The sequence below is a fragment of the Pseudomonas sp. W15Feb9B genome, from assembly GCF_000828175.1.
Classification (GTDB): domain Bacteria; phylum Pseudomonadota; class Gammaproteobacteria; order Pseudomonadales; family Pseudomonadaceae; genus Aquipseudomonas; species Aquipseudomonas parakoreensis.
On sequence record NZ_JTKF01000001.1, the window covers coordinates 120,610 to 143,139 of the forward strand.

At 60.7% G+C, this 22,530-nt stretch carries 22 protein-coding genes and 1 riboswitch; of the genes, 9 read left to right on the forward strand and 13 right to left on the reverse strand.

From position 1 onward, the window contains the following. Positions 1–4 precede the first annotated feature (4 nt). Both OC71_RS00495 and OC71_RS00500 read right to left on the reverse strand, forming a co-directional pair. Complete coding sequence (locus OC71_RS00495; RefSeq protein WP_007960451.1) at positions 5–1,105, reverse strand: polyamine ABC transporter substrate-binding protein; 1,101 nt, start codon at positions 1,103–1,105, stop codon at positions 5–7. A gap of 348 nt (positions 1,106–1,453) precedes the next feature. Continuing rightward, positions 1,454–2,860 carry a cytosine permease gene (locus OC71_RS00500; protein ID WP_041062615.1) on the reverse strand — a complete coding sequence of 469 codons (1,407 nt, stop codon included), beginning with the start codon at positions 2,858–2,860 and terminating at the stop codon, positions 1,454–1,456. A 324-nt stretch (positions 2,861–3,184) separates the two neighbouring features. Between OC71_RS00500 and OC71_RS00505 the strand changes: the two genes are divergently transcribed. Both OC71_RS00505 and OC71_RS00510 read left to right on the forward strand, forming a co-directional pair. Further along, positions 3,185–3,670, forward strand: a complete 486-nt coding sequence (locus OC71_RS00505; protein ID WP_041062617.1) for a flavin reductase family protein — start codon at positions 3,185–3,187, stop codon at positions 3,668–3,670. Positions 3,671–3,733: 63 nt separating this feature from the next. Continuing rightward, positions 3,734–4,777, forward strand: a complete 1,044-nt coding sequence (locus tag OC71_RS00510) for an LLM class flavin-dependent oxidoreductase (protein ID WP_041062619.1) — start codon at positions 3,734–3,736, stop codon at positions 4,775–4,777. Between the two features lie 73 nt (positions 4,778–4,850). On the opposite strand, the gene OC71_RS00515 is transcribed toward OC71_RS00510, so the two are convergent. Next, entirely contained in the window at positions 4,851–5,300 is a 450-nt protein-coding gene (locus OC71_RS00515; protein ID WP_041062622.1) for a helix-turn-helix domain-containing protein, read from the reverse strand. A gap of 172 nt (positions 5,301–5,472) precedes the next feature. Here OC71_RS00515 and OC71_RS00520 point away from each other — a divergent pair, with 172 nt between their 5' ends. Continuing rightward, on the forward strand, positions 5,473–6,291 hold the full coding sequence (locus OC71_RS00520; protein ID WP_041062624.1) for an alpha/beta fold hydrolase: 819 nt from the start codon (positions 5,473–5,475) through the stop codon (positions 6,289–6,291). 29 nt (positions 6,292–6,320) lie between these two features. On the opposite strand, the gene OC71_RS00525 is transcribed toward OC71_RS00520, so the two are convergent. The 5 genes from OC71_RS00525 to OC71_RS00545 are packed head-to-tail and all read right to left on the reverse strand — an operon-like array spanning position 6,321 to position 11,140. After that, positions 6,321–8,348 carry an LTA synthase family protein gene (locus OC71_RS00525; protein ID WP_041062627.1) on the reverse strand — a complete coding sequence of 676 codons (2,028 nt, stop codon included), beginning with the start codon at positions 8,346–8,348 and terminating at the stop codon, positions 6,321–6,323. A gap of 22 nt (positions 8,349–8,370) precedes the next feature. Next, positions 8,371–8,982, reverse strand: a complete 612-nt coding sequence (locus tag OC71_RS00530) for a membrane protein (RefSeq protein ID WP_041062631.1) — start codon at positions 8,980–8,982, stop codon at positions 8,371–8,373. After that, complete coding sequence (locus OC71_RS00535) at positions 8,982–10,277, reverse strand: exo-alpha-sialidase (RefSeq protein ID WP_041062634.1); 1,296 nt, start codon at positions 10,275–10,277, stop codon at positions 8,982–8,984. The genes OC71_RS00530 and OC71_RS00535 overlap by 1 nt, the downstream gene beginning before the upstream one ends. 51 nt (positions 10,278–10,328) lie before the next feature. Continuing rightward, positions 10,329–10,874: a cytochrome b/b6 domain-containing protein gene (locus OC71_RS00540; RefSeq protein ID WP_041062637.1), complete on the reverse strand. Its 546-nt coding sequence runs from the start codon at positions 10,872–10,874 to the stop codon at positions 10,329–10,331. Then, a complete protein-coding gene (locus OC71_RS00545) occupies positions 10,874–11,140 on the reverse strand; it encodes a PepSY domain-containing protein (protein ID WP_007960465.1) in 267 nt (88 codons plus the stop codon). Before OC71_RS00545 ends, OC71_RS00540 begins: the two co-directional genes overlap by 1 nt. A 171-nt stretch (positions 11,141–11,311) precedes the next feature. On the opposite strand from OC71_RS00545, the gene OC71_RS00550 reads away from it, so the two are divergent. From OC71_RS00550 to mntP, 3 genes are all read left to right on the forward strand, one after another. After that, positions 11,312–11,974, forward strand: coding sequence for a response regulator (locus OC71_RS00550; protein WP_041062641.1), 663 nt, complete (start codon positions 11,312–11,314; stop codon positions 11,972–11,974). Then, positions 11,971–13,524, forward strand: coding sequence for an ATP-binding protein (locus OC71_RS00555; RefSeq protein ID WP_256198903.1), 1,554 nt, complete (start codon positions 11,971–11,973; stop codon positions 13,522–13,524). The genes OC71_RS00550 and OC71_RS00555 overlap by 4 nt, the downstream gene beginning before the upstream one ends. A gap of 30 nt (positions 13,525–13,554) precedes the next feature. Beyond that, positions 13,555–13,727: riboswitch (yybP-ykoY riboswitch) on the forward strand. Between the two features lie 6 nt (positions 13,728–13,733). After that, on the forward strand, positions 13,734–14,297 hold the full coding sequence (gene mntP, locus OC71_RS00560) for a manganese efflux pump MntP (RefSeq protein ID WP_041062644.1): 564 nt from the start codon (positions 13,734–13,736) through the stop codon (positions 14,295–14,297). Between the two features lies 1 nt (position 14,298). Here mntP and OC71_RS00565 read toward each other — a convergent pair whose 3' ends face one another. From OC71_RS00565 to OC71_RS00575, 3 genes are all read right to left on the reverse strand, one after another. Further along, on the reverse strand, positions 14,299–15,012 hold the full coding sequence (locus OC71_RS00565) for a DUF72 domain-containing protein (protein ID WP_084234095.1): 714 nt from the start codon (positions 15,010–15,012) through the stop codon (positions 14,299–14,301). A gap of 215 nt (positions 15,013–15,227) precedes the next feature. Then, positions 15,228–17,015 (reverse strand): thiamine pyrophosphate-requiring protein, encoded by a 1,788-nt coding sequence (locus OC71_RS00570; protein WP_041062650.1) that lies wholly within the window; start codon positions 17,013–17,015, stop codon positions 15,228–15,230. Between the two features lie 235 nt (positions 17,016–17,250). Then, positions 17,251–18,144: a LysR substrate-binding domain-containing protein gene (locus OC71_RS00575; protein WP_041062653.1), complete on the reverse strand. Its 894-nt coding sequence runs from the start codon at positions 18,142–18,144 to the stop codon at positions 17,251–17,253. A gap of 176 nt (positions 18,145–18,320) precedes the next feature. Between OC71_RS00575 and OC71_RS00580 the strand changes: the two genes are divergently transcribed. The 3 genes from OC71_RS00580 (at position 18,321) to OC71_RS00590 (ending at position 20,441) form a co-directional block, all read left to right on the forward strand. Beyond that, positions 18,321–18,941 (forward strand): LysE family translocator, encoded by a 621-nt coding sequence (locus tag OC71_RS00580; protein WP_041062656.1) that lies wholly within the window; start codon positions 18,321–18,323, stop codon positions 18,939–18,941. 73 nt (positions 18,942–19,014) lie between these two features. After that, entirely contained in the window at positions 19,015–19,854 is an 840-nt protein-coding gene (gene yghU / locus OC71_RS00585) for a glutathione-dependent disulfide-bond oxidoreductase (protein WP_041062659.1), read from the forward strand. 230 nt (positions 19,855–20,084) lie between these two features. Further along, on the forward strand, positions 20,085–20,441 hold the full coding sequence (locus tag OC71_RS00590; protein ID WP_041062662.1) for a hypothetical protein: 357 nt from the start codon (positions 20,085–20,087) through the stop codon (positions 20,439–20,441). Here the strand turns inward: OC71_RS00590 and OC71_RS00595 are convergent. Together OC71_RS00595 and OC71_RS00600 are read right to left on the reverse strand one after the other, a co-directional pair. After that, positions 20,438–21,166: a type 1 glutamine amidotransferase gene (locus tag OC71_RS00595; protein ID WP_041062665.1), complete on the reverse strand. Its 729-nt coding sequence runs from the start codon at positions 21,164–21,166 to the stop codon at positions 20,438–20,440. The two genes, OC71_RS00590 and OC71_RS00595, sit on opposite strands and share 4 nt — an antisense overlap. Positions 21,167–21,287: 121 nt before the next feature. Then, positions 21,288–22,484, reverse strand: coding sequence for an MFS transporter (locus tag OC71_RS00600; RefSeq protein ID WP_041062668.1), 1,197 nt, complete (start codon positions 22,482–22,484; stop codon positions 21,288–21,290). Between the last annotated feature and the right edge of the window lie 46 nt (positions 22,485–22,530).

Genomic DNA, 22,530 nt, shown 5'->3' on the forward strand with positions numbered 1-22,530 from the left:
GCGGTTACTTGTCGGACTTGATGCTGGTCCACACCCGGGTGCGTACGCGTTCGAGTTTTTGCGGTAGGGGCTGGACGACGTAGAGGGTTTTCAGGGCTTCAGGCGTTGGCGTCAGGTTCGGGTTGGCGGTGATGTCTTTGTTCACCAGCGGCATCGAGTCCTTGTTCACGTTCGGGTAGCCGAGGAAGTCGCTGATCGGCGCAATGACTTTCGGATCGAGCAAGGTGTTGAGGAATTCGTGGGCCTCTTCGACGTTCTTCGCGCTCTTCGGAATGGCGAAGGTATCGAACCAGATCGGCGCACCTTCCTTCGGCAAGCGCCAGTCGACCACCACACCGTTGCCCGCCTCTTTCGCACGGTTGCCGAACTGATAGAAGCTGCCGGAGTAACCGATGGCCACGCAGATGTCGCCGTTGGCGATGTCGGTCATGTACTTGGCCGAGTTGAAGTAGGTCACGTACGGACGAATCTTCAGCATCAGGTCCTTGGCCTTTTCATAGTCGGCCGGGTTCTGGCTGTTCGGGTCGAGGCCCAGGTAATGCAGGGCCAGCGGCAGAATTTCCGAGGGCGAATCGAGCATCGCCACGCCGCAGGATTTGAGCTTCTCCATGTTTTCCGGCTTGAACACCAGATCCCAGCTGTCCACCGGCGCGTTGTCGCCAAGCGCGGCTTTGACCTTGGCCGGGTTGAAGCCGATCAGCACCGTGCCATACATGTAGGGCACGCCGTACTGGTTGCCTGGGTCGTTGGCGTCGAGCAGTTTGAGCAGCGCCGGATCCTGATGGCTCCAGTTCGGCAGTTTCGACTTGTCGAGTTTCTGGAACACACCGGCCTTGATCTGGGTGTCGATGAACTGGTTCGACGGCACCACCAGGTCGTAACCGGAGTTGCCGGTGAGCAACTTGGCTTCCAGCGATTCGTTGGTATCGAAGGTATCCCAGGTCACTTTGATGCCGGTCTTCGCGGCGAAATCCTTGGGCACCGACGGCAGAATGTAATCCGCCCAGTTGTAAACCCGCAGCTCGCGCTGCTCGGCGTGTACCGCGCTGGCCAGCAGCGTCAGCCCACACACGGTGGCACCCAGAATGCGTTTCATCGTGACCATGGTTGTTTCCCCGGAATGCGACGTGAGATCGATGGTTTTTATGTTCTGTACACGGCAGCGGCTGTAAAAGTAGCCAAGGGCAAGTAAAGTCCAGCGTTTTGTTGTGGCTTTGATTCTTGCCGACCGCGGGGTTGCGGCACAGTGGGTGATGGGCCAAAAGGGGATCGAAATGGCCAATTTGAATGACCGCACGAATGCTCAAGGTCTAAGGAAACATCACTTGTGGTGAGGGAGCCTGCTCCCGCCGGGCCGCGCAGCGGACCTCGCTCTTCAATTCAGAAAAGCAGGGGCCTGCTGCGCAGTCCAGCGGGAGCAAGCTCCCTCGCCACGGTTTTATTGGTGATCGGGTCAGTCGGTATAAGTCAACTGCGCCGCCCTGCTCTGCCGGGTCTGCCCGCGTGTGGCGAGGCAGTAATACAACGGCACCGTCACCACCAGGCCGAACAGCCACGACAGATCTGCACCGTCGACCAGATTGGCGTAAGGCCCGACGTACAGCGACGTATTGGCGAACGGCAGTTGCACAATGATCCCGATGAAATAGGCAATGATCGCGTGCAGATTGAAGCGCCCGTAAATGCCGCCGTCCGCGCGGAAAATCGAGCTGATGTCATAGCTGCCGCGCTTGATCAGGTAGAAGTCGATCAGGTTGATCGACGCCCACGGCACCAGCACCAGCAACAACGCCAGAATCAGCCCGATGAACTGCGAAATGAAATCCGCCGAGGCACCCAGCGCTACCACGCAGCAACCCGCCAGCACCACGCTCGACAACACCACGCGCACCCTGATGCTCGGCGTCCACTGGCTGGCGAACGTCTGGATCGAGGTGATGATCGACAGCACTGCGCCGTACAGATTCAGCGCGTTGTGGCTGATGATGTTGAGCAGAAACAACACCATCAGTATCGGCCCCAGCCAACCGGTCGACTGCTTGACCGCCGCCATCGCCTCGGTGCCTTCCGGCGTCGCCAGCACTGCCACGGCGCCGAAACTGAACGACAGAATCGTCCCCAGTGTCGCGCCCATATACGTGGCCCAGAACGGTTTGACGATGCCGATATCCGCCGGCAGATAACGCGAATAATCGGACACGTACGGCGAGAAACTAATCTGCCAGATGATCCCCAGCGACACCGTTGCCAGCCAGCCCGACAGGTTGAAGCTGCCGCGCGTCAGGAAGTCCGCCGGCAAATCGTGGGCGAAGATGTAGAGGAAGCCGGCGAGCAGCGCGCTGCCCATCACCCAGGTGCCGATGCGGTTGAGTGTGTGAATGAAGTTGTAGCCGATCACGCCAATCGCGGTGGCCGCCAGTGCACCGATCAGAATGCTCAACGGCGCCGGTACCGACGGCGCAATGCCGACAATCGATTTACCGGCAAGCACGATGTTGGAAATGAAGAAGCCGATGTAGATCAGCGCCGCAAAAAACACGATCAACAATGCGCCGTAACGCCCGAACTGACCGCGACTCTGGACCATTTGCGGAATGCCCATGCGCGGGCCTTGCGCCGACGCCAGGGCGATCACTACCCCGCCGATCAGGTGCCCCAGCGCAATCGCCAGCAGCCCCCAGAGCAAATCGAGATGGAACACCTGAACCACCATGGCGCCGGTGACGATGGGCAGTGGCGCGATGTTGGTGCTGAACCATAAGGTGAAAAGGTCGCGAGCCTTCCCGTGGCGTTCCGCGAGTGGGACGTAGTCGACCGTGTGATTCTCGATCAACGGATCTTGCCGGGACATCTGGGACATATGCATGAACTCGAGTTTGTCTGTTCTTATCTTTGTATGAAGCCAAACCGGGGGGACTCTGCGGTCGCCCCTCAGATGCAGACCATATTATGGTATTCCAAACATTTCACAAGACTGATCCGTAGTTCAAGGCGCTATCTGATCCGTTATCCTCACTGATTCTGCGGCCTGCAGGCCAGCCGAGAGCTCAATAAACGCTGAGTTTCCGACGAAAGCACCACGTTTATCGGTTCAGCCTAAAAGCCCTTGCAAAGAAAAAATACTGGTATACCATCAGACCAACAAATACATAAAAATCGCGTCACAACACCCGAGGATCGTCCAATGATCGATGCTGCCATCTACAAACAGGTCATGGGCTCGTTTCCGTCCGGCGTCACTGTCATCACCACGCTGGACGATGACGGCCAGGTCGTCGGCCTCACCGCCAGCGCCTTCAGCTCACTGTCGATGGACCCGGCCCTGGTGCTGTTCTGCCCCAACTACAGTTCCGACTCCTACCCTGTGCTGATCAAGAACAAGCGCTTCGCGATCCACGTCCTGTCCGGCGGCCAGCAGAGCGAAGCCTACGCCTTCGCCCGCAAAGGCAAGGACAAGGCGCAGGGCATCGAGTGGACGCTGAGCGAGTTGGGCAACCCGATCCTGGCCAACGCGACGGCTATCATCGAGTGTGAGTTGTGGCGCGAATACGAAGGCGGCGACCACGCCATCATGGTCGGCGCGGTGAAGAACCTGATCGTCCCGGAACAGCACACCGGGCCGCTGGTGTATTGCCACGGCAAGATGGGCGCCCTGCCCGTTCTGGCCTGATCAAGATTTCAGCCCTCCCACACAGTTTTGTAGCCTCAACAACAAAAGATCCGAGGAAGCGTCATGAAATTTTCCCTGTTCATCCACATGGAACGCTGGGACGAAAGCGTCAGCCATCGCCAACTGTTCGAAGACCTGACCGAACTGACCCTGATGGCCGAGGCCGGCGGTTTCAGCACCGTGTGGATCGGCGAACACCACGCGATGGAATACACCATCTCGCCAAGCCCGATGCCGCTGCTGGCCTACCTCGCCGCCAAAACCACCACCATCCACCTCGGCGCCGGCACCATCATCGCGCCGTTCTGGCACCCGCTGCGGGTGGCCGGTGAATGCGCCCTGCTCGACGTCATCAGCAACGGGCGCATGGAAGTCGGCCTGGCGCGCGGCGCCTATCAGGTTGAATTCGATCGCATGGCCGGCGGCATGCCCGCCTCCAGCGGCGGCCAGGCCCTGCGCGAAATGGTCCCGGTGGTCCGCGCCCTGTGGCAAGGCGATTACGCCCACGACGGCGACATCTGGAAATTCCCCACCTCGACCAGCGTGCCGAAGCCCATCCAGAAACCCAACCCACCGATGTGGATCGCCGCCCGTGACCCGGATTCACACAACTTCGCCGTGGCCAACGGTTGCAACGTGATGGTCACGCCATTGATGAAGGGCGACGAAGAAGTCGTCGACCTGAAGAACAAGTTCCAGACCGCCCTGGACAACAACCCCGACGTTCCGCGTCCGCAACTGATGGTGCTGCGCCATACCCACGTGCACTCGGCGGACGATCCGGACGGCTGGAAAGTCGGCGCCAAGGCGATCTCACGTTTCTACCGCACCTTCGATGCGTGGTTTGGCAACAAGGAAGTACCGGTCAACGGCTTCCTCGCCCCAAGCCCGGAAGAGAAGTTTGCCGGGCGTCCAGAGTTTGAGCTGGAGAGTTTGCACAAGACAGCGATGATCGGTACGCCGGAAGAGATCATTCCGCGGATCAAGTATTACCAGGAACTGGGGGTGGATGAGTTCAGTTTCTGGTGTGACAACAGCTTGCCGCATGCGGAGAAGAAGAAGTCGTTGGCGTTGTTCATCAAGCATGTGGTGCCGGCGTTTCGCTAAGGACCCTACAGGTTGAAACCGAACAAACAAACGCTCCAACGCTGTGTCGGGGCGTTTGCATTTAAACCTTCAATCAGTGCACTACGCCAAGTTTCGTCGATACCTCGCCAACCCCCAGCACACGGCCGTCAGCCGCCTGCAACTCAAGCTTTCTGATCGGCTGCCGCTGCTGCGCGTCAACCATCACCGAACCCGGCTCCCCCGGCGCATACAGGTGCTCGCCGCCCCACTGCGACAGCGCGACGATCACCGTCTGCAAAGCCTTGCCGCGTTCGGTCAGCACGTATTCCTTATAAGCACCGCCATCGGCGGCCGGCACCGTTTGCAGAATCCCCTGCTCCACCAGGACCTTGAGCCGGGCGCTGAGCATGTTCTTGGCGATGTCCAGATTCTTCTGAAAATCACTGAAGCGGCGAATGCCCTCCAGCGCATCGCGGATGATCAGCAGCGACCACCAGTCGCCGATCAAATCCAGCGTACGGGCGACCGGGCAGGCGTTGCCGTGCAGGCTTTTGCGCTTCACAGGATGTTTCTCCGTCAAATCCAGCGTGTGGTTGCATCTTACAACTGTGTTCGCGGAAAAGAACCACGCCGACAGCGCAGCACCTGCATACAAGTGGCCACGGTCGATTGCGCGGATAGTGAATCCTGCTTTTACAGCCCCTCCCCAACGCGTACTCAAGCAAGGAGTTTCCATGAGCACATTCACTACCGATGACGGCACACAGATCTATTTCAAGGACTGGGGCAGCGGCAAGCCCGTGCTGTTCAGCCATGGCTGGCCGCTGGATGCCGACATGTGGGAATACCAGATGGAATACCTGAGCAGTCGCGGCTACCGCACGATTGCCTTCGACCGCCGTGGTTTCGGGCGCTCCGATCAACCGTGGAACGGCTATGACTACGACACGTTTGCCGACGACATCGCGCAACTGATCAAACACCTCGACCTGCGCGACGTCACGCTGGTCGGTTTCTCCATGGGCGGCGGCGACGTCAGCCGCTACATCGCCCGCCACGGCAGCGAGCGCGTTGCCGGGCTGGTGCTGCTCGGCGCGGTGACGCCACTGTTCGGCAAGAAGGCCGACTATCCGCAAGGTGTCGACACTTCGGTGTTCGACGGAATCAAGGCCGGCCTGCTCAAGGATCGCGCGCAGTTCATCGCGGACTTCGCCGCGCCATTCTACGGCACCAATCAGGGCCAGAAAGTCTCCGACGGCGTGCTTACGCAAACCCTGAACGTCGCCCTGCTCGCCTCGCTCAAAGGCACCGTGGATTGCGTCACCGCATTCTCGCAAACCGACTTCCGCCCGGACATGGCGAAGATCGACGTGCCGACTCTGGTGATCCACGGTGACGGCGATCAGATCGTGCCGTTCGAAACCACCGGCAAGCAGGCCGCCGCGCTGATCAAGGGCGCCGAGCTGAAAGTCTACGCCGGCGCGCCCCATGGTTTTGCCGTGACCCACGCCCAGGCGCTGAATGAGGATTTGCTGGCCTTCCTCAACCGCTGAAAACACCGCGCTGACCAGGTGCAGCCCGGTCAGCGCACGTTGCGATACAACATCAGCCGCGCACTCTCGTGCAGGCCCCGCGTCAGCTCCATCAGGCGCTGGAATTCCTCGGGGTTCTGCCCGGCGACGTTATCCAACGGGGTCTTCGACGCCAGATCATGCAGGGTCGGCGAGCTGCCGTCATGCTGCATCTGCAGGAGGAAATCCTTGGTTACCCCGCCAATTACCGGGAACGTCCCCTCGCGCAGCACCAGCGGCACCACGCGCTCACCTTCCGGCGCCGGTTGCTGGACATCGCGGCCCATCGCACCATTGCTGAACGGCACGCCAGCCATCCCCGCCACCGTCGGCAGCAGATCCGTCAGCCCCACGGCTTCCTCGATGACCTTTGGCGCCAGCAGCCCCGGCGCATGAATCAGCATCGGCACATGATTGCTTTCCAGCCCCAGTTGCTCAAACGCCGGCGGCATGTGCGGGATCTGGCTGATGCGCGTGTTGTGGTCGCCGAAGAACACAAAAATCGTGTTGTCGTAATAGCCGCCGGCCTTGGCCAGCTCCATCAACTTGCCGATATTGAAATCCAGCAGGCGCACCGCGTTGTATTGCTCGACGCTACGTGACCCAGCGGCCTGCACCTGTTCCAGCGACAGGTTGCTGACCCGGAAGCCGTCGTTGTCCTTGGGAATGGTGAACGGCCGATGGTTGCCCGAGGTTTGCACGTAAGCGAAGAACGGTCGGTCCTTCGTCAAGTCGCGCAAGATGCGGTCGCTCTCCTTGAACAGATCCAGATCGGAAATCCCCCACACGTCCACCAGCGGCGAACGCCAGTCACTTTCGTGATACAGGCGCACGCCATCGATGCTCTGTTGGATCAGCGCATTGATATTGGCCCAGCCGGCGTTGCCGCCGATCATGTAGAGCTTCTGGTAATCGGTGAACGCATTGATCAACGTGTGCTGACGGGTGATCAGTGGATGACGCGTTGCGGTCTCGCGGCGGGTCACATCGGGAACACCGGTGATGCTCGCCCACACGGTTTTCGCGGTGCCGGTGACTGGCACATAGAAGTGCTTGAAGAACCAGCTTTGGCTCGCCAGTTGATCGAGGTTCGGCGTCGGGTTCAGCGGGTTGCCATAGGCGCCGACGGCGCTGGTGCCCAGCGATTCGAGCATGACGAACATCACGTTCGGCGTGCCCTGAAGCCGATACGGCTGCACGCCTTGCTGACGTTCGAACGTCAGGCGTTGCGGGTCCGGTCGATCCACGCCCAGATAGCGGGCAATCAGCGGATAGTGCTCGCGCACCTGCGCCTCATCGAATTGCGCCTGCCCGGTTTTCAGCGTGTCGTACAGGAACAGCACCGGGTTCAGACCGACCGCGGCGATCTGCGCGTTACCGGAAAAGAACGCATCGCTCCAGCGCAGCGGCACCGGGTTTTCCAGATTGAGATTGTCCACCCGGCCAAGCAATGCCAGCAGTACCGCGACCACCCCCAGCCCTGTGCCAAATGCCAGCGATGGACGCCGGACAGATTTGGCTTCACGGGCCAGCGTCAGACGTTCCAGTTGCACGAAACCGTAGAACCAGACGCCCAGCACAGCCAACCAGCCGAGCGCGATCCACAGCACCGGATAAGTTTCCCAGACCATCTGTTGCGAGATCTGCGCGTCTTCCAGATAACGCAGCACCGTGGCGTTGATCCGCACGCCAAGATAGGCGTAATGACCGAAATCGATGATGTACAACAGTCCGATCACGCCGAGCGCCAGCAGCCAGTAAACCCGTGCGACCCAGCGTAACCACGGCAACCGCGTGAGGTTCCAGCGCGGCACCCAGGCCAGCAGCGACAACGGCAGGATCAGCAACACGGCGAGGCGCAAGTCGAAACGCAAGCCGATGCCCAAGGTTTCGCGCAGTGTCGGGTTATCGACGAACTCACTGGGCGCGATCCCGGAAAACCCCAGCACGAACACCAGCCTGAGCACGGCAAACAACAAGAACGCCAAACCTGCCGCACCCACGCCGTAGCGCAGGCGTCGCGATTGCAACCCGCCCATCATTGACCTCAGTGTCGTTGGTTCAAATAGAAGATGTCGTGCTTGCCGGTGCGGCTCGCAGCAGACGCCAGACCTCGCGGCTGCACAGCGCCGCAGCGGTGACCAGGCAATAACCCAACAGCAGCGGATCGATCAGGTAGTCCCAATAGTTTTCCGAAGCCTTGAGACGCAAGGCGAACGCCAGCGTGCCCATCGCGAGCATCGACACGGCCAGCGTGTTGCGCAGCCACAACAGCGCCAGTGCCAGCACACCGATACAGACGATCATCGGCCGTGGGTTGAAGCCCCAGCGGTATGGATCGAAATAGGTCAGGCCCATCGTCGCCGGGTACAACAGCGCGGCCAGCACGGTGAACAGCACCAGCATCTGCACCCGTGCCGACAATGTCTGCCGCTCGACAACACCCAGCCGAACCAGACTGGCCCAGCCGAGCAACACCAGCGTGGTAATCGCCAGATCATCGGTGACACTGCGCACGTACGCCGCTAACGGCAGATCGTTGACTGGCACAAAGCTGACCAGCGCCAGCAGCGGCAACAGCCACGGACGCCAGCGTTGCGTGAAGTGCAGCGAGCCGAGCAAGACAAAAGCGAGCAGGACGAACGTCAAATGGGCTTGCCAGAGCAACAGCATCACAGGCGCTCCTCGAGCCACGCTTCATTGAAGCTGACGTGTTTGATGAAGGTGTTATTCCACGAATACACCAGGTGATAGAGCCCATCGCTGCCGCGACTGAAGTACGGATACTCATACTCGAAATCACAGCCCTGCGGCTTGCACACCCGGTAGTCCAGATTGCTCAGAAAGCGCGCTTCCAGCGGCAGACGACGCGCCCCGCTGGAAGCACGAAAGCCTTCGCCGATGATTGCCTTGTAAGCGTCGGGCGCGAACGGCTGGCCAAGCGGATCGGGCGACTGATCGAGTTCGATCACATTGCGCCAGTTGCTCAGGTTGGCATCGGTGCCGTAGAGGCTGAGTTTGAAGCGTCCGTCCTGCAGATCATTGAGCGCCACCAGCAAACCGTTGTCGTCGGTACCCACGGCCGCCAGCGACGAATTGGGGTTGGCCGGTTCCAGCGGATACGGCTCGCTCCAGGTCTGCCCGGCATCCTCGGTGCGGCTGGCCAGTACTCGATGATGAGTGTCGCCGGCATAACGCAGCATGGCCACGGCACGTTTTCCGTCCAGCGGCACAATGGTCGGCTGCAACGAATGCTTGCCACGGCTGATACGGAATTTGTCGATCACCGCGCCGTCGGCGCTCAGGTACAGGTACTCGGCGAATTTGCCCATGAACTCGTGATACACCGGCAGGCCGATCGAGCCGTCGGCATGGAACACCGGCGCAGCGCGCACCAGCGTACTGATGTTGAAAAACGGTGAGGTGATCAGCTGTCGCGGGGCTGACCAGTTGCGCCCGAAATCATCCGAGACCATCACGTTGATCGCACTGGTGGCCCAGCCGCCGACGGATACCGAGACATAGAACATCCACAACCGTTGATCCGGCGCGAGGGCAATCACTGGATTGCCCAATTTGCGGATATAGCGACGGGTGCCGTCGCGGGTCGATTCGCGGGTGGCCAACACCTGCTCGGCGCCCCACTCCGCGGAGTTGGCGTCGTAACGGGCGGTACGGATCTGTACGTCGGCAGCGCCCTCGCGGGAACCGGCGAACCACACCGCCATCAGGTCGCCGCCCGGCAGCGCGGTCACCGACGACGAGTGCACGAAATCATTCAATTGCGAGGAGACGAAGCGACTGCTGTACAGCGGCTCTGGTGACTGCAGCGAAGCATCCACCGGCGGCGTGGCCACGGCAAATGGCGCCAGCAAATGAGCCGGATGACTGCGCCAGGCGCCCCAGAAAACCAGGCTCACGGCCAGTCCGCCCAGGACAAATTTCAAGCGATCAGGAAGCGCAAGCATAGTGGACTCACGGCAAAAACAGGATGGAGGGCAATCGGCAAAACATCCTTGTCAGCGCGGCGGATCGTCCGGCAAGCGCCGTCGGCGTCCGGTGAGCATCGACAACGGCAAGTTGTCGCGCAGCAGAAAACTCTCGAATAACGCGGCGGCGATGTGCAGACACACCAGCACCAGCAAGGTGTCGGTAGCGAATTCGTGTACCTGCAACGGCCAGTCGGCACCCCACAGGGCGTCGATCTCTTCCATGGCCCAGCCGCTCACACCGGCGGTGAACATCGCCAGCAACATCGACAGCATCACCAGTGCGCCAATCGGTGAATGCCCGAGGCGATGCTCGGGCCGTCCGGCAATCAGCGAGCGCGCATGAGCGATCAACCGCGTCGGTGTCGGCCAGAAATCCGCCCAACGCGCACTGCGCGGCCCGACGAATCCCCAGACCAGCCGCACCAGCAGCCAGCCCATGGCGTAATAGCCGAGCCAGATGTGCCAGGCGTCACCGGCTTCATTGAAGAAGTAATTGGCAACGAAGACGCCCGCGATGGACAGATGAAACAGCCGCACCACGGGGTCCCACAGGCGCACGGAGGCGTTCGGCATCAGCCCTTGATCTCGGTTTTCACCGCTTTGCCGCTGACCGGGTCGTGGTAGATCTCGACTTTGCGCTTGTCCTTGTCGAAGCCGTAGATCTCGTAGCAGTTGCCGTCGGTAACCTTGAATTTGCTGATCTCGTAGCCCTGAGCCTTGAGCTGCTCCTGAAAGGCTTTCTGGTCTTGCCATTGCGAGCGTTCGGCGGTGGTGCATTGCGGGCCGGCGACGGCCAACGGGCTGGCAACGATGAGGGACAACAGCAGAAGTTTGCGCATGGAAACACTCTCGCTCGATGAGGAAGGCCTCACTGTGCAAAAGCAACCTTAGTCGAAGCTTAGTTGGCAACGAGTCGTTACATCTTTCCCGTCGGGTCAGCTGCCACAGCCGGCTGCACAGCGGCATGATGCCGCCGGTCAACCGCCCGTATTTGCTCAAGAGAATCCGTTATGCGCCTATTGCTGGTCGAAGATGATCGCGCCCTCGGTCAAGGCATTCGCGTTGCCCTCGGCAGCGAAGGCTACACCCTCGACTGGTTGCAGGACGGTGCCAGCGCCCTGCACGCCCTGCGCAGTGAAAGTTTCGACTTGTTGTTGCTCGACCTCGGCCTGCCACGGCTCGACGGTCTGGCGCTGCTGCAACGCTTGCGTGGCGAACAACAGGATTTGCCGGTACTGATCCTCACCGCCCGCGACGGCACCGCCGAACGCATTGCCGGGCTGGATGCCGGCGCCGACGACTACCTGATCAAACCCTTCGACGTCGATGAATTGAAGGCGCGCATTCGCGCCCTGCTACGCCGCAGTCAGGGCCGTGCGCAACCGGTGCTTGAGCATGCGGGCGTGTGTCTCGATCCGGTCACGCAGCAGGTCACTTGGCAAGGCACTGACGTGGTGGTGACGCCGATGGAATATCAACTGCTGCATCAACTGATGGCTCGTCCGGGCAAGGTCGTCACCCGCGAACGCCTGTCGCGAGCGCTGTACGGCTGGCAGGACCGGGTCGAAAGCAACACCCTCGAAGTGCTGATCCACAACCTGCGCAAAAAACTCTCGAGCGAATTGATCCGCACCGTGCGCGGCGTCGGCTATGTGCTGGAGCTCAAGCCATGATTTCCATACGTGCGCGGATTCTGGTGCCGGTGCTGATTCTGGTACTGATCGGCGACCTGCTGATCAGTTGGCTGGTGCTGCGCGACAGCCACCATGAAATCGAAGAGGTCTACGATGCCCAACTGGCACAAAGCGCGCGCCTGTTGCAAGGCGTGCTGGCCCAGCGCGCGCCCGGCGACAACGACTGGAGCCGGCTCTATCAGGCCTTCGATGACGCCATGAGCCGGGTCGGCGACGGCGAGGCCGCGCACCCTTACGAAACCCGTCTGACTTTTCAGGTTTGGCGCAACGACGGGCAATTGCTGGTGCGCTCGGCCGAAGCGCCGGAGCTTGCCGCACCACCCACCACCCTCGGCTCCCACGACCTGATGGAGAATGGCCGCGACTGGTGCGCGTTTCTGCTCAAGGATTCGCAGCAAGGATTGCTGATCTGGGTCGGCGAGCGCGACGACATCCGTCAGGACCTGATCGAGCGCATCGTCGGCCACACGTTATGGCCGAGCCTGATCGGCGTACCGCTGCTGGCCGCGCTGATCTGGCTGACCATCGGCTGGGGCCTGCAACCGCTGCGAGCGATGGCGCAGAGCATTCGCGGACGAGATACCGAAACCCTGAAACCGCTGCACCTCAGCCCCCTGCCCCACGATCTGGAGCCGATGCAGACTGCGCTCAATCGCCTGTTGCAGCAGATCGACAATCTGCTGGCGCGGGAGCGACGCTTCATCGCCGACGCCGCCCATGAACTGCGCACGCCGCTGGCGATCCTGCGGATCCACGCGCAAAACGCGCAACTGGCCGCCACGCCGCAACAACGCGAAGAGGCACTGGAATATCTGGTCAGCGCAGTGGATCGGGCGACGCGCATCGCCAGTCAATTGCTGACCATGGCGCGCATCGAACCGCACCTGGCCAATCCCGACACCCGCACTGTGGATCTGACCGAACTGGTGCGCGAAGAGCTCGCCGAACTGGCGCCGCTGGCCATGGAAAAGGACGTCGAACTGATCCTCGACAGCGACCACCACTGCCCGGTCGACACCGACCCGGTAGCCCTCGCCATCGCTTTGCAGAACCTGGTGACCAACGCCCTGAATTTCGCCCCGCCGGGCAGCGAGGTACGGGTTCAGGTGCAACCGCAGGCGGGAGGCGCGGTATACATCAGTGTCGAGGACGCCGGGCCCGGTATCAACGAGCAGGAATACGCACGACTGTTCGAGCGTTTCTACAGCCACGGCCACGGCAACGGCGCCGGGCTGGGGCTGGCGATCGTACAGATGATCGTCAGCAAGATCGGCAGCACGTTGCAGCTGTACAACCGACCGCAGGGCGGGTTGTGCGCGGAGTTGCGGATCAATGAGCTGACAGGTTCGAGCGTAACTCTGTGTGAAGATATCTGTGGCGAGGGAGCTTGTCGAATCGTCGCACCGTCCCGCTGGACTGCGCAGCAGGCCTTCTGCTGTTCGACAAAAGAAGGGCCGCTTCGCGACCCGGCGGGAGCAAGCTCCCTCGCCACAGAGTCTTGCGTTTATCGATCGCCTCAATGCTTTTGACAAAATTTTCATGTTTGCCCCCATAAGATTCGCAGCCTCGTTGGGGAGTAGCCTGTTTCCGAGTCCCTCGGAAGCGTTCGTATCAACATTCTCGGCAACCTGCCGTGGTACGAACACCTTTTGGTTGGTGAGACCGACGACACATCCATGCCTGAAGTCGGGCGTGTGGTTGTGTCGTTGACTCATAGCCCGACTGGAAGTGTGCCCCCGTGAATCCTGTTTCCCTCATATTCCTTGCTTTGGCCATGTCCACGGATGCGTTCGCCGCAGCCATCGGCAAAGGCTCCAGCCTGCACAAACCACGTCTGAGCGAAGCGCTGCGCACCGGCCTGATCTTCGGCGTGATCGAAGCCATCACCCCGATCATCGGCTGGCTGATCGGCCAGGCTGCCACCCGCTGGGTCGCCGAATGGGACCACTGGATCGCCTTCACCCTGCTGCTGATCCTCGGTCTGCACATGATCTATAACGGCCTGAAGCACGAAGACGAGGAACAAGAAAAACCCGGTCAGCACTCGTTCCTGATTCTGGCGGTCACCGCGTTTGCCACCAGCATTGACGCGCTCGCGGTCGGCGTCGGCCTGGCGTTTGTCGACGTGAATATCTGGGTGGCTGCAGCGGCCATCGGCTTGGCGACCATGACCATGGTGACCATTGGCGTGATGCTTGGTCGGGTGCTCGGTGCGGTCGTCGGCAAGCGTGCGGAAATCGTCGGTGGCGTGGTGCTGATGATCGTCGGCGCGACCATTCTGTATGAGCACTTGTCAACCTGATTCAAGCCCGGCTCAGCGCCGCCAGCGTCATCGCGTTGCCCAACGCGGCGCCGCTGGCGGTGTTGTCGAAGATGCACCATACGCTGGCCCCATCAGCAGCGCAAAGCTGCATGTCCTGCGCCAGCTGCCGCAGATAAGGCAACTCATAAGCACTGTGATAAATCCGTGGCGACCCGTGCAGTCGCCAATAGCGCACCCCCGTCCAGCCCTGCGCCGAACCATCGGTACTGATCCGCGACGGATCGACCATGGCCTGGGCAATCCGATACGCCTGCAGCATCGGCGCCGCCGCCACCCATGACTCATGCCGTGGCTCAAGCACCACGGCACCGGCGAAGCGTTGACGCAATGCCACGAAAAACGCCTCTGCGCTTGTCGGTTCAAAGGCCAGCGATGGTGGCAGTTGCACCAGCAAGCATCCCAGCCGATCGGCCAGACCCTCGCACTGCCCAAGAAACTCGTCCAGCGCTTGATCACAGTCCCGCAGACGCCATTCATGAGTGATCTGCTTTGGCACCTTCACTGAAAAGCGAAAGCCCGGCGGCACCGAATCTGCCCAGCGTTCATAAGTCTGACGCCGATGCGGACGATAAAACGAGCTGTTGATTTCCACGCAGTCGAACCGCGCCGCGTAACGCTGCAGATGCGTGCCCTCGGCCGGAAACTCCGGCCAATACTCACGCCCCAGACTCCAGCCTGCGCAACCGATGAACATCAAAAAAGCCCCTTCGCCGCTTCACGCATGAAAATCTCCACGGTCTCGTTCACAGATATCAGGCACGACGAAGTGCCTGTGGGAGCTGGCTTGCCAGCGAAGGCGTCGACATCTCCACAATCGCTGCACCTGAAACAACGCTTTCGCGAGCAAGCTCGCTCCCACAGGTTTCGGCGGTGCTCACAGCTTTGGTGCACGACGAAGCGCCTTCACGATTATTTTTTGCCGGGCAGGACGCTGGCCAGTACCTGTTTGGCGGCCTGCACGATCACCCCCGCCTCGTCCGGGTCGCCCTTGAGCAAGGTCGTGGCGAATTTCTTCGCCTGTTCGAGCTTGATGTGCGGTGGCAACGGCGGCACGTTGGGGTCGGTCTTGAACTCGATCAGCACCGGTACGTCCGAGGCCAATGCCTGCTCCCAGGCGGCAGCGACGTCCTCGTCGCGGTCGACGAAAATCCCTTTCAGGCCGATGGAAATGGCGAACAGGTGATACGGCACATCGGGAATGCTCTGCGAGGCTTCGAACTTCGGATCGCCCTCCATCACCCGCTGCTCCCAGGTGACCTGATTCAGATCCTCATTGTTGAACACCGCGCAGATCCATTTCGGGCTGCTCCATTGGCGCCAGTATTTGGCGACGGTGATCAGTTCGGCCATGTTGTTCATCTGCATCGCACCGTCACCCACCAGCGCAATCACCGCACGCTCGGGGTGCGCAAACTTGGCGGCGATCGCATACGGCACGGCAGCGCCCATCGAGGCCAGGCCACCGGACAGCGAACACTGCATGCCCCGGCGAATCTTCAGATCACGCGCGTACCAGTTGGCGCAGGAACCCGAGTCGCTGGTGATGATCGCCTGCTCCGGCAGGCGCGGTGACAGCTCGTACACCACCCGCTGCGGATTGATCGGATCGGCTTTGGCCATCGCACGCCTTTCCAGGGTTTTCTCCCAACTGCCGCGCCAGCCCTCGATCTTTTTGCGCCACTTGTGCGAGGTCTTCTGTTCGAGCAACGGCAGCAGCGCGGCGAGGGTTTCGGCGGAGTCACCGACCAGATTGACCTCCATTGGATAACGCAGGCTGAGCATGTCTGGCTGCAGGTCGATCTGCACGCCGCGCGCCTGACCTTCCTTGGGCAGAAATTCGGCATAGGGAAAACCCGAACCGATCATCAACAAGGTGTCGCACTCGCTCATCATCTTGTAGCTCGGCTCGGTGCCCAGCAGGCCGATACTGCCGGTGACCCACGGCAAATCGTCCGGCAGCGCGGCCTTGCCGAGTAACGCCTTGGCGACGCCAGCACCGAGTTTCTCCGCGATGGCGATCACTTCATCCGTCGCTTGCAACGCGCCAGCGCCGACCAGAATCGCGACTTTTTCACCGCTGTTCAAAACGTCGGCGGCGCGCTGCAGATCGGCCTCGTAGGGCAGCACTTTCGGCTTGGTATAACCGACGCCAGAGTGCGCGGTGCCGTGCGCCCGCGCTGGTGGCTCGTACGCAAGATCCTGCAAATCATTGGGCAGGATGATCGCCGTCACCCGCCGCTCGCCAACTGCCGTACGCACGGCGCGATCAAGCAAATGCCGCACTTGCGACGGCGCCGACGCCTGCTGCACAAACGCCCCGGCCACATCCTTGAACATCGACACCAGGTCCAGCTCCTGCTGGTAATGACTGCCGAGCGCCGTCCGTGCCTGCTGGCCGACAATCGCCAGTACCGGTTGATGATCCATGCGTGCGTCGTATAAGCCGGTGATCAGGTGCGAAGCACCCGGTCCCGAAGTGGCGATGCACACGCCCAACTCGCCAGTGAACTTGGCGTGGGCCGACGCCATGAACGCGGCCATTTCTTCGTGCCGGGCCTGAACGAATTCGATCTTGCCATTGGCTCGGGCGAGCGCTCCGAACACGCCATTGATGCCGTCCCCCGGATAACCAAAAATCCGCGTGACGCCCCATTGGCTGAGCCGCTCAACCAGAAAATCGCCCACTGTCGTCGTCATTTCGTTCCTCGCCTGTCACCGATACATGAAGCCTGCCCGGCGAGACATCCGCCGGGCGGTACATGGGTCTGGACAGTCGGGACGCGCGCGAAGTTTCGATTGTTTTTTCCCGACGGCATTGCCGAACCGCTCACTGTAGGAGCTGCCGCAGGCTGCGATCTTCTGACGTTGTTTTTGGTGCATGCAGGAACGAGCGGCGATGACGCCTGACCCATTGACTGCAGCCCCTCTGTCGTCAAGGCTTCAGATCATCCACGAGCGGTGGGCTGCACGCACTCATCTGCTGGGTAATCCACTCGCGAAAAAGCATGGCATTGGCGCTCTGTTCAAAGGGGCGCGGTGACAACAGGCAATAGCTCGAACCGTCCCGCACAAAGCCGAACGGCGCGATCAACTGGCCGGATTTGAGTTCGTCCTGCACCATCAGAAACGACGCCATACCGACCCCCAGCCCGGCCAGCGCGGCCTGAATGCACAGGTAGAAATGCTCGTAATCGACCCGACTGACATCCGATGCATTCATGCCAGCCAGTCGTATCCAGTTGTCCCACGCCTGCGGGCGCGTCTTGCTGTGCAGCAGGCAGGCGCCATGCAAATGATCACCGTCAGGTCGACTGGACGGCACGCAGACCGGGCCGATCCACTCTTCACAAAGCGTCACGCCGTGCACGGTTTCGTCCCAATGGAAATCGTCACGGCGGATCGCCAGATCCACGCCTGAACGAGCGAAGTCGATCGGCCCGCCGGCCGTCAGCAATTGCACTTGCAACTGTGGATGCGCGCTGTGGAAGTCGGGCAGACGCGGGATCAGCCATTTCATGGCGATGGTCGGCTCGCAGGACACCACCAGCACGTCATCGTGGACTTCGCGTTGCAGACGATAAACCGTGCTCTGCAACTGTTCGAACATCGGCGCGGTGACATTGAACAGCAAACGTCCCGCGTGATTGAGAAAGATCGCGCGGTTACGCCGTTCGAACAACTCGACCCCGATCGCCTCCTCCAGCAAACGCACCTGGCGGCTGACTGCGCCGTGGGTGACGTGCAGCAGCTCGGCAGCCTTGACGAAACTCTGGGTCTGGGCGGCGGTGTTGAAGAAGCGAAAGGCAGCCAGCGGAGGCAGGTTCATATAGACGATGATTTCTCACAGATTTTCGCGACTATAAATCGTTTTTTTTGCCAGTGACAATTCCCCATCATGTCGCCACTCGGAGCCTGCCGCATCCTTCTAAATTTTTGCAAGAATGACTTCGGACAGTGCATCTGTGAAATCAAGTAGCGCAAATGACGCGATGGAGCGTAGGGATGAATGAATTGTTTCTGGTAATCGCCATCACTGTTCTGGCGGTGATCAGTCCCGGCCCGGACTTTGCCATGGTCACTCGCAACAGCTATGCCTACGGCCGACGCAGTGGTCTGCTCGCTGCGCTGGGCATCGCTTGTGGCGTGCAGGTTCATGTGTTCTACACGGTGTTCGGGGTGGCGCTGATCATCACTCAGTCACCCATGCTGTTCTGGATGATGAAGCTGCTGGGCGCCGGCTACCTGGTCTATCTGGGCATCAAATCCTTTACCAATCAATCGGTGCTGACATTTGCCGATGCGAGCGCTTCGGCACCCCGTGCCTGGAAGGTGTTCTGCTCAGGTTTTCTGACCAATGCACTGAATCCGAAAACCATGTTGTTTGTGGTGGCGGCGTACAGCCAAGTGGTGGAACCTGGCAGTTCGCTGACGGTGAACTTTGCCTATGGCTTGTTCATGTCGGTCATTCATTGGCTGTGGTTCAGTCTGGTTGCGCTGTTTTTCTCCACTGAACGGTTACGCCGTCGCCTGCTGGAAAAACAGCGGCTCCTCGACAAGTTCATCGGGATTGCGCTGATGGGGCTGGCGGTGTGTTTGATCATTCCGGGGGTTGCGCAGTCTTGAGCTAGAGCGTTTATGCTGTCGTGTCTGATACCCGTCAGCTCATTCTCGGCAAGTTCACCATGAGGCCCATTTCATGAGTAAAGCGCCCTACGCTCCGCCCAAGGTCTGGAAACACGAAGCGCCGTCCGGCGGCCATTTCGCCAGCATCAATCGCCCGATTGCCGGGCCGACGCATGACAAGACATTGCCTGTCGGCAAACACCCGCTGCAGTTGTATTCACTGGCGACGCCCAATGGCGTGAAGGTCACCATCCTTCTGGAGGAGCTGTTGGCGTTGGGGCATTCCGGCGCCGAATATGACGCCTGGCTGATCCGCATCAACGAGGGCGATCAGTTCTCCAGCGGTTTTGTCGAGATCAATCCGAACTCGAAGATTCCGGCCCTGCTCGACCGCAGCGTACAGCCGCCGATTCGGGTGTTCGAATCCGGTTCGATCCTGCTGTATCTGGCAGAGAAATTCGGCGCCTTCCTGCCGAAAGACCCGGCTGGCCGCACGGAAACCCTGAACTGGTTGTTCTGGCAGATGGGCTCTGCACCTTATCTGGGCGGCGGCTTTGGGCACTTCTATGCGTACGCGCCGGAGAAGCTCGAATACCCGATCAACCGCTTCACCATGGAAGCCAAGCGTCAGCTCGATGTACTCGACCGACGCCTCAAGGAAAGCCGCTACCTGGCCGGCGACAGCTACACCATCGCCGACATCGCGGTCTGGCCGTGGTACGGCCAACTGGTGCGCAACAACGTGTATTCGGCCGCCGAATTTCTAGCGGCCCACGAATACACCCACGTGCAGCGCTGGGCAGAGGACATCGCTCAACGCCCTGCGGTGAAGCGTGGCCAGCGCGTCAATCGCACCTGGGGTGACGAGGCGAGCCAGGTTGCGGAGCGACATCAGGCCACCGATCTGGACTGACGCCACATTCCCACAAAGATTTGTGCTGGACAGGGGCATCCCGGTTCACAGCAACCTTTGTGGGAGCGAGCTTGCTCGCGAAGGCGCCAAGTCAGTCAACACTGACATAACAGACCTACCGCTTTCGCGAGCAAGCTCGCTCCCACAGAAAATTCGGGTTGGACATGAGGATTTGTGAACCTCAGCAATTACAGTGAGACCACACCACCACTGTCGTATAAGGATCTGCAATGCCTGCTGGAAAACGAGAACTGGCGCGGATCGAGCGGCGCTTGATTGCCACGCTCACCGACGCATGTGAAGCCGCAAAAGCTGAAATCCAGGGCTTCACCTGGCTGACCCACACCGCTGACCTGAACGCGTTTGAGGCGACCCTGAAAGTGATCTGGGTGTTCGATACCGAGGCCGACAAACATCTCGCTTTCACACAAGCCAAAGCGCGGATCTTCGAACTGACGACCACTGCGCTGAGGGAGGCCGATATCGACTTCTCCCCTTCAGAGCGCAACGTGGGTTTCGACTCCGAGCAAGCGTGCATGCGTTCGCACGGTGGCAACTGGCGTGAGCGTTTGGCCCGCTATTCCTAGCCCTTGCGTTGCTGTTGATACTGCGCCAACAGCTTGTCGAGGAACTCGAACAGCTTAAGGTTCATCTGCTCATAAGCGTTGGTGCGAAGCGCCGCCGGCTGCTGAACGAAACGACGATCCAGCGCCGCCGCCAGCTCGTCAGGGGACGCGGCAATCAAACGCTCCACGACCTCCGCCGTGAACTCCATGTGGCACTGGAAGCCGTAGACCAGATCGCCGTACTCGACAATCTGGCGCGGACAGCCCTCACTGACGGCGAGGACCTTCGCCTGCGCCGTAAGCCCCGGCATATCGTTGTGCCAATGACCGACGTCGAGCGCATCGCCGAAGTGCGCCACCTTGGCGTTGTTCTTGCCCGCCTCGGTCAAGGTGATCGGAAAATTGCCGATTTCCTTTTCCGGGCTGTGACCATGCGCAGCACCCAGCGCTTCGCCGAGCAATTGCGCCCCCAGGCAAACGCCGACCACTGCCTTGTTCGCGTTGATCGCTCTAACGATCAGGTCGCACTCGGCAGCCGCATCGAAATGCGGACATTCCTCTTTGCTCGTCGCCGGCGATTGCGGGCCGCCCAACACCACCAGCAGGTCGATGTTCTCGACGCTCGCGGGCAAGGCCTCAAACGCATGCACGCGCGAATAACTCGCTTCATGGCCACGTTCGCGCACCCAGGTTTCATAGGCGCCGGGCGATTCGAATGCTTCGTGAACCACGAAATGAACATTCATTGGAAATCCTTGATGAGGGGCTGGATGAGTGATGCGCCAAAGACTATATGACACACAGTGTCATTGGCAAATCCGTTGCTGGAGCAGAGCTGCCAACTCCACGATCACTCTCGCACTTCTCTCAACCGGTCGCGTTCGACTCGACAAAATGCACTTGTGCAGCGCTGCGCCCCGCTAACCAGGCGAGCACCGACGCAATCACTAACACCGCCGCGCTCAGCTCGAAGGTGGCTTTGTAACCGCTCAGGTCAAATGCCAGGCCACCGACGACGGCCCCTCCGGCGATTGCCAGTTGCACGATGGCCACAAGCAAGCCTCCGCCGGCCTCAGCATCCTCCGGGAGCGTCTGCGCCAGCCATGTCCACCAGCCCACGGGCGCCGCCGTGGCGACCAGCCCCCACAATCCGAGCAGCACCGCAGTCAGCAACGGCGAAGCACCGAAGTTGACCAGCGCCAGGGCGATGAGCGCCATTATCAGCGGGATGATCGTCAGCGTGCGGTACAGGCCGGTGCCGAGGAATCTTTCGATCACAAAGGTCCCGATGACCCCTGCAAGCCCCAGTCCCAGCAGCATCAAGGACAGGGTTGAGATGCTGACCCCGGTGACCTCCTCCAGAAAGGGCCGCAGGTAGGTGAACAGCATGAATTGCCCCATGAAAAATACGCTGACGGCGACCATCCCCAAAGCGACTGGCCATTGCTTCATCAGCCGCAGGGCGTTGCCGCTACCGGCCTGACGCTCGAGCTTGAAGGACGGCAGACTGATCAGCAGCCATATGGCCGCCAGCGCCGCGACCGGAACCACGCAGAAAAATGCGCCGCGCCAGCCTATCAACGCGCCGAGGAAACTCCCCGCCGGAGCGGCAATTACCGTCGCCAGCGCGTTGCCGCCGTTGACGATCGCCAGTGCCCGGGACACTTGGTCAGGCGGCACCAGACGCATCGCGGTTGCCGCTGACAACGACCAGAAACCGCCAATGGCGATGCCGATCAAGGCCCGCCCGAACATGAACGACGGATAGCCCGGCGCGAACGCGACCACCGTGCCCGAGACGATCATCAGCAAGGTCAGACCCAGCAACAGCTTCTTGCGCTCGACGCGAGCAGCAACCGCTGCAATCACCAGGCTGGTCACCAGGGCGAATGCACCGGACACGGAAATCCCCTGCCCGGCCTGGCCTTCGCTGATCTGCAGTTCGGCGGCAATCGGCGTCAGCAGACTGACCGGCATGAATTCTGAAGCGACCAGGGCGAAGGCGGCCAGAGACATGGCCAGCACCGCGCTCCAGCCGCGCTGTTCTGTAGAAAGGGAAGTCATTGGAACTACCTGTATGGCGAGAGGCGTCCGGGCGATGGCCCGGACG

Excerpts from the sequence above, each read along its gene's own strand:
- OC71_RS00495 (WP_007960451.1), bottom strand. The coding sequence starts at position 1,105 with ATGGTCACGATGAAACGCATTCTGGGTGCCACCGTGTGTGGGCTGACG.
- OC71_RS00500 (WP_041062615.1), bottom strand. The coding sequence starts at position 2,860 with ATGTCCCAGATGTCCCGGCAAGATCCGTTGATCGAGAATCACACGGTC.
- OC71_RS00505 (WP_041062617.1), top strand. The coding sequence starts at position 3,185 with ATGATCGATGCTGCCATCTACAAACAGGTCATGGGCTCGTTTCCGTCC.
- OC71_RS00510 (WP_041062619.1), top strand. The coding sequence starts at position 3,734 with ATGAAATTTTCCCTGTTCATCCACATGGAACGCTGGGACGAAAGCGTC.
- OC71_RS00520 (WP_041062624.1), top strand. The coding sequence starts at position 5,473 with ATGAGCACATTCACTACCGATGACGGCACACAGATCTATTTCAAGGAC.
- OC71_RS00525 (WP_041062627.1), bottom strand. The coding sequence starts at position 8,348 with ATGGGCGGGTTGCAATCGCGACGCCTGCGCTACGGCGTGGGTGCGGCA.
- OC71_RS00530 (WP_041062631.1), bottom strand. The coding sequence starts at position 8,982 with ATGCTGTTGCTCTGGCAAGCCCATTTGACGTTCGTCCTGCTCGCTTTT.
- OC71_RS00535 (WP_041062634.1), bottom strand. The coding sequence starts at position 10,277 with ATGCTTGCGCTTCCTGATCGCTTGAAATTTGTCCTGGGCGGACTGGCC.
- OC71_RS00540 (WP_041062637.1), bottom strand. The coding sequence starts at position 10,874 with ATGCCGAACGCCTCCGTGCGCCTGTGGGACCCCGTGGTGCGGCTGTTT.
- OC71_RS00545 (WP_007960465.1), bottom strand. The coding sequence starts at position 11,140 with ATGCGCAAACTTCTGCTGTTGTCCCTCATCGTTGCCAGCCCGTTGGCC.
- OC71_RS00550 (WP_041062641.1), top strand. The coding sequence starts at position 11,312 with ATGCGCCTATTGCTGGTCGAAGATGATCGCGCCCTCGGTCAAGGCATT.
- OC71_RS00555 (WP_256198903.1), top strand. The coding sequence starts at position 11,971 with ATGATTTCCATACGTGCGCGGATTCTGGTGCCGGTGCTGATTCTGGTA.
- OC71_RS00565 (WP_084234095.1), bottom strand. The coding sequence starts at position 15,012 with ATGTTCATCGGTTGCGCAGGCTGGAGTCTGGGGCGTGAGTATTGGCCG.
- OC71_RS00570 (WP_041062650.1), bottom strand. The coding sequence starts at position 17,015 with ATGACGACGACAGTGGGCGATTTTCTGGTTGAGCGGCTCAGCCAATGG.
- OC71_RS00575 (WP_041062653.1), bottom strand. The coding sequence starts at position 18,144 with ATGAACCTGCCTCCGCTGGCTGCCTTTCGCTTCTTCAACACCGCCGCC.
- OC71_RS00580 (WP_041062656.1), top strand. The coding sequence starts at position 18,321 with ATGAATGAATTGTTTCTGGTAATCGCCATCACTGTTCTGGCGGTGATC.
- yghU (WP_041062659.1), top strand. The coding sequence starts at position 19,015 with ATGAGTAAAGCGCCCTACGCTCCGCCCAAGGTCTGGAAACACGAAGCG.
- OC71_RS00590 (WP_041062662.1), top strand. The coding sequence starts at position 20,085 with ATGCCTGCTGGAAAACGAGAACTGGCGCGGATCGAGCGGCGCTTGATT.
- OC71_RS00595 (WP_041062665.1), bottom strand. The coding sequence starts at position 21,166 with ATGAATGTTCATTTCGTGGTTCACGAAGCATTCGAATCGCCCGGCGCC.
- OC71_RS00600 (WP_041062668.1), bottom strand. The coding sequence starts at position 22,484 with ATGACTTCCCTTTCTACAGAACAGCGCGGCTGGAGCGCGGTGCTGGCC.